Source organism: Cytobacillus purgationiresistens (assembly GCF_030813235.1).
Taxonomy (GTDB): Bacteria; Bacillota; Bacilli; order Bacillales; family Cytobacillaceae; genus Cytobacillus; species Cytobacillus purgationiresistens.
This window is the reverse complement of record NZ_JAUSUB010000069.1, coordinates 1-3,555: the sequence shown is the minus strand read 5'-3', so window position 1 is coordinate 3,555 and position 3,555 is coordinate 1. Positions and strand designations below refer to the sequence as shown.

The 3,555-nt window shown below is 32.1% G+C and carries 3 protein-coding genes and 1 pseudogene; 3 read left to right on the top strand and 1 reads right to left on the bottom strand.

Translation table 11 applies throughout. The annotated features are described in order from the left end of the window. Positions 1-97 precede the first annotated feature (97 nt). The 3 genes and pseudogenes from J2S17_RS28665 to J2S17_RS28655 form a co-directional block, all read left to right on the top strand. Positions 98-706: pseudogene (locus J2S17_RS28665) on the top strand (response regulator transcription factor); the annotation flags it as partial. Continuing rightward, the gene (locus J2S17_RS28660) at positions 703-1,812 is read left to right on the top strand and encodes a HAMP domain-containing sensor histidine kinase (protein WP_307480782.1); all 1,110 of its coding nucleotides are present in this window, start codon (positions 703-705) and stop codon (positions 1,810-1,812) included. The pseudogene J2S17_RS28665 and the gene J2S17_RS28660, both read left to right, overlap by 4 nt. Before the next feature lie 73 nt (positions 1,813-1,885). Next, complete coding sequence (locus J2S17_RS28655; protein ID WP_307480780.1) at positions 1,886-2,524, top strand: TVP38/TMEM64 family protein; 639 nt, start codon at positions 1,886-1,888, stop codon at positions 2,522-2,524. A gap of 227 nt (positions 2,525-2,751) precedes the next feature. Here the strand turns inward: J2S17_RS28655 and J2S17_RS28650 are convergent. After that, positions 2,752-3,555 (bottom strand): IS4 family transposase (locus J2S17_RS28650; protein WP_307480778.1); only part of this gene is annotated, 804 nt, incomplete at its 5' end.

Here is a 3,555-nt window from a genome sequence, read left to right as displayed (position 1 = left end):
GGCTGCGCATTCACGGAACATTAGGCTACGTAAGCCCTATGGAGTTTAAAGAAATATCCCTTAAAAAAGTTGTGTGATTTAGTGTTGACATTCCAGTTTGCTAACGGAAAAGTTCGAAGATGCGATTGAAGCAATAAATTACTTACAAAGTAATGAAGCAGATCTGATTATTCTAGATATTATGTTGCCTAAAATGGATGGAATACAAGCTTGTATGAAGATTAGGGAAGAAAGAAATATGCCTATTATTATGCTGTCTGCAAAGTCCGAGGACATGGATAAAATACAGGGACTCATGTCAGGGGCTGATGATTATTTATCAAAACCCTTTAACCCATTAGAATTAATAGCTAGAGTAAAATCTCAACTAAGAAGGACGAATAAGTATAATACTCACTTAACTAAGAGTATCAATATAATTGAAATAGGAGAACTAAGAATAAATACTGATACTAGACAAGTGTATGTGCAAAATGAAGAGGTTAGGCTTACTCCTAAGGAATTTGACATTTTAGAGTTACTTGCTCGAAATAAAGGTATTGTAATGAGTGTGCAAAAAATATATGAAGCTGTATGGAAGGAGGACTTTTTTAAATCTGATAACAATGTAATGGTGCATATTACAAAAATAAGGGATAAAATTGAACAAGATGCAAAACATCCTATTTATGTGAAAACAATATGGGGTGTAGGGTATAAAATATGAGAAATATTAAGAGGATACATAAGTTATCTTTTCAATTACTCGGTGCAATTACTCTTAGTCTAATTGTTTCAATACTTGTTATTATGCCTGTTTCACGTTTAATCAGCTATTTTATAGATAAACATGATCCTGAGAATCTTAGTATTGCTGTTTATTACTCATTAGCTGTAATTATTTTTTTTGTGATAATTACAACATTTATAGCTACCTTTATTATTTTAATTAGTAAGAAATTACGCTACCTTAAATTAGTTTCAAATAGTATCCATAAAATTGCAAACGGAGAAATAGGGCTAACAATAGAATTGAGAGGTAAGGATGAATTGACCCAACTTGCAGATAACATAAATTATATGTCTAAAGAGTTGAACGATAAATTTGAAAAAGAAAGAGCATTAGAACAAGAAAAGAATGAACTTATTACGAATGTTTCTCATGACTTACGGACACCGTTAACATCCATTATTGGTTATTTAGATCTTTTAAAAAAGGGACATTACTCTAACCAACAACAGTTGCAGGATTATTTAGAGATAACATACCAAAAATCAAATAGACTAAAAATATTAATTGATGAGTTATTCGAATATACTCGATTAGCTAATCAGGATTTTAAATTAAATAAAAATGTGATGGATATTGGCGATTTATTAGAGCAAATAATAGGTGAATATTTACCGATTATAGAAAACGAACAATTACTTGTGAATAAATTAATTGAAAATTCTGATTTTAAAGTATTTATGGATGTAGAAAGGTTAGTTCGTGTATTTGATAATCTTATAAATAACGCTATTAAATATAGCGATAAACCTTCAGAAATTACGATTAGCCTACAAAAAAAAGAAAATCATTCATTCTTTCAAATCTTAAATAAAGTAGAGCAACCTCCAAGTCAGGATATCAATAAGTTATTTGAGCGATTTTATATGGGGGATACAGCAAGGATGGGGAAAAATGGGTCGGGGTTAGGACTCGCAATATCCAAAAGAATTATTGAATTACATTCTGGGGAAATAACTGCTGATTATCAAGATCAGACAATTATCTTTCAAGTTAAATTACCTTTAATTAAGGATAACGAATATGACCTTAAGAATTCTTAATAATTATATAAAGTAATTCTTCATTTTCTTCTCTTAGAATATTAGCAACGTAATATTTAGGAGATGTATAAAAATGAAAAGAAAACTTGCCTTTATCTCCAGTTGGATATTAGTCATCTATTGTTTAGTATATTTTGACGTATTACCTATAGATATAGATACCATTATGCATTTTATTACAGACAAAGAAGAATATGCATCGTTGTTATTTATAGCTGCATGGATAGTTAGGCTGCTATTTCTAATGCCAGGAACTCCTCTTACAATATTAGGAGGTGTATCCTTTGGTCCCCTGCAAGGTTCCATATTATCAACCATAGGATTAGTATTAAGCGGGAGCTTAATTTACTTCATTTCCAGAAGTATTGTTGGAAAAAAAGTAAATACCTATATGCTTAAGAAGCATATAGATTTAAATCATTTATTAAAGGTGCATAATTATAAAATTCTTGCCTTAGGAATGGTTTGTCCACTCGTTCCTTCAGATGTACTTTGCTTTTTATCAGCTGTCACTGGGATAAAATATTCTACTTATATTTTAACTATAGTTATTGCAAATACCCCATTGAGAATTTTGTATGGTTATATTGGTATAAATTTCACAAAATCAGCATTGGGGTTAAGTTTATCTTTGATATCAATTTTACTGATATTTATTGTTTCGATAAAGATTTGGAAGACATTAAAAACACAATTAAACACTCAACAATAACCAAACTTCATTTCAAAGGCAGATGCTATATCAACAGCCTTTTTACTCTTTAATAAATTTGTGAAGAAAAGTACTTAAGGAACGGGGGCTTTCCTCAAATAGGGGTAGTACCACATGCCCATCAAGCTAACAACATATATAATAGATAAAAATGCTCCTTGCTCCAAAATTACCAGTTATGAAAAGGTCGGCATGACAAAGAATCCCTTTAAAAAGCGACTTTTTTGCTAGGCAACTTGTCTACTATCCTTCACCGTCGTTTCATACACAACCCCAAGAATATCGAAGACAGTCATCTTTTTATACCGATGACATTTACGACCGTTCTTTTTGAGCAGCTGATAAAGGCGATGCAGAATTTTCAAAAGTCCCCCTGTTCCAACGGCCATCGCTTGAAACAGTAACGGAAAGTAATCTTTAATCATATAAATCGCTTTGTATTCACTTAACTCTTGCCTTTTCTTTTCAAGCAGTAGCTGTCGCATTTGAAACATGGTAGATGAACAGAGGAGAATGCTGATGAGTTGGCCATATAAATGGCACTCTAGGCGTTCTTTTTTGATTGCCTTGCATTCATCGATTTCAAAAAATGACTTCCATGTTTTAAATAAAATCTCAATCTGCCAACGCAAAGAATAGAGAGAATGGACATAATCAGTGGGGACTTCTTCTGGAGATGTGTTCGTAATATAGACGTTCATCCCCATCAAGTGCTTACTTTTCTCCTTCATGACAATGCCTTTCTTCTTTTCTCGTATGGCTTGGTTTTTAAGGCGTATTTGCGTTTGATTTTCGGTTAATCGATGGATGATGACACGTGCTGGGAGCTTTTGATTTTGTCCAATATATGCTTCTGGTATTTCCAAATTTTCACCAGGGTTTAGACTAGACATTATTTGCTTCATATCAACTTGGATGTATTCGGTTTGTTTTTTTAAAGTACCATTATTGAAGAATTCTGGGTGGGGATTCATGATATAAATACGTGTATTTAACTTCAAGCGAGAGATAAAATAAGCCTTCCTATCATG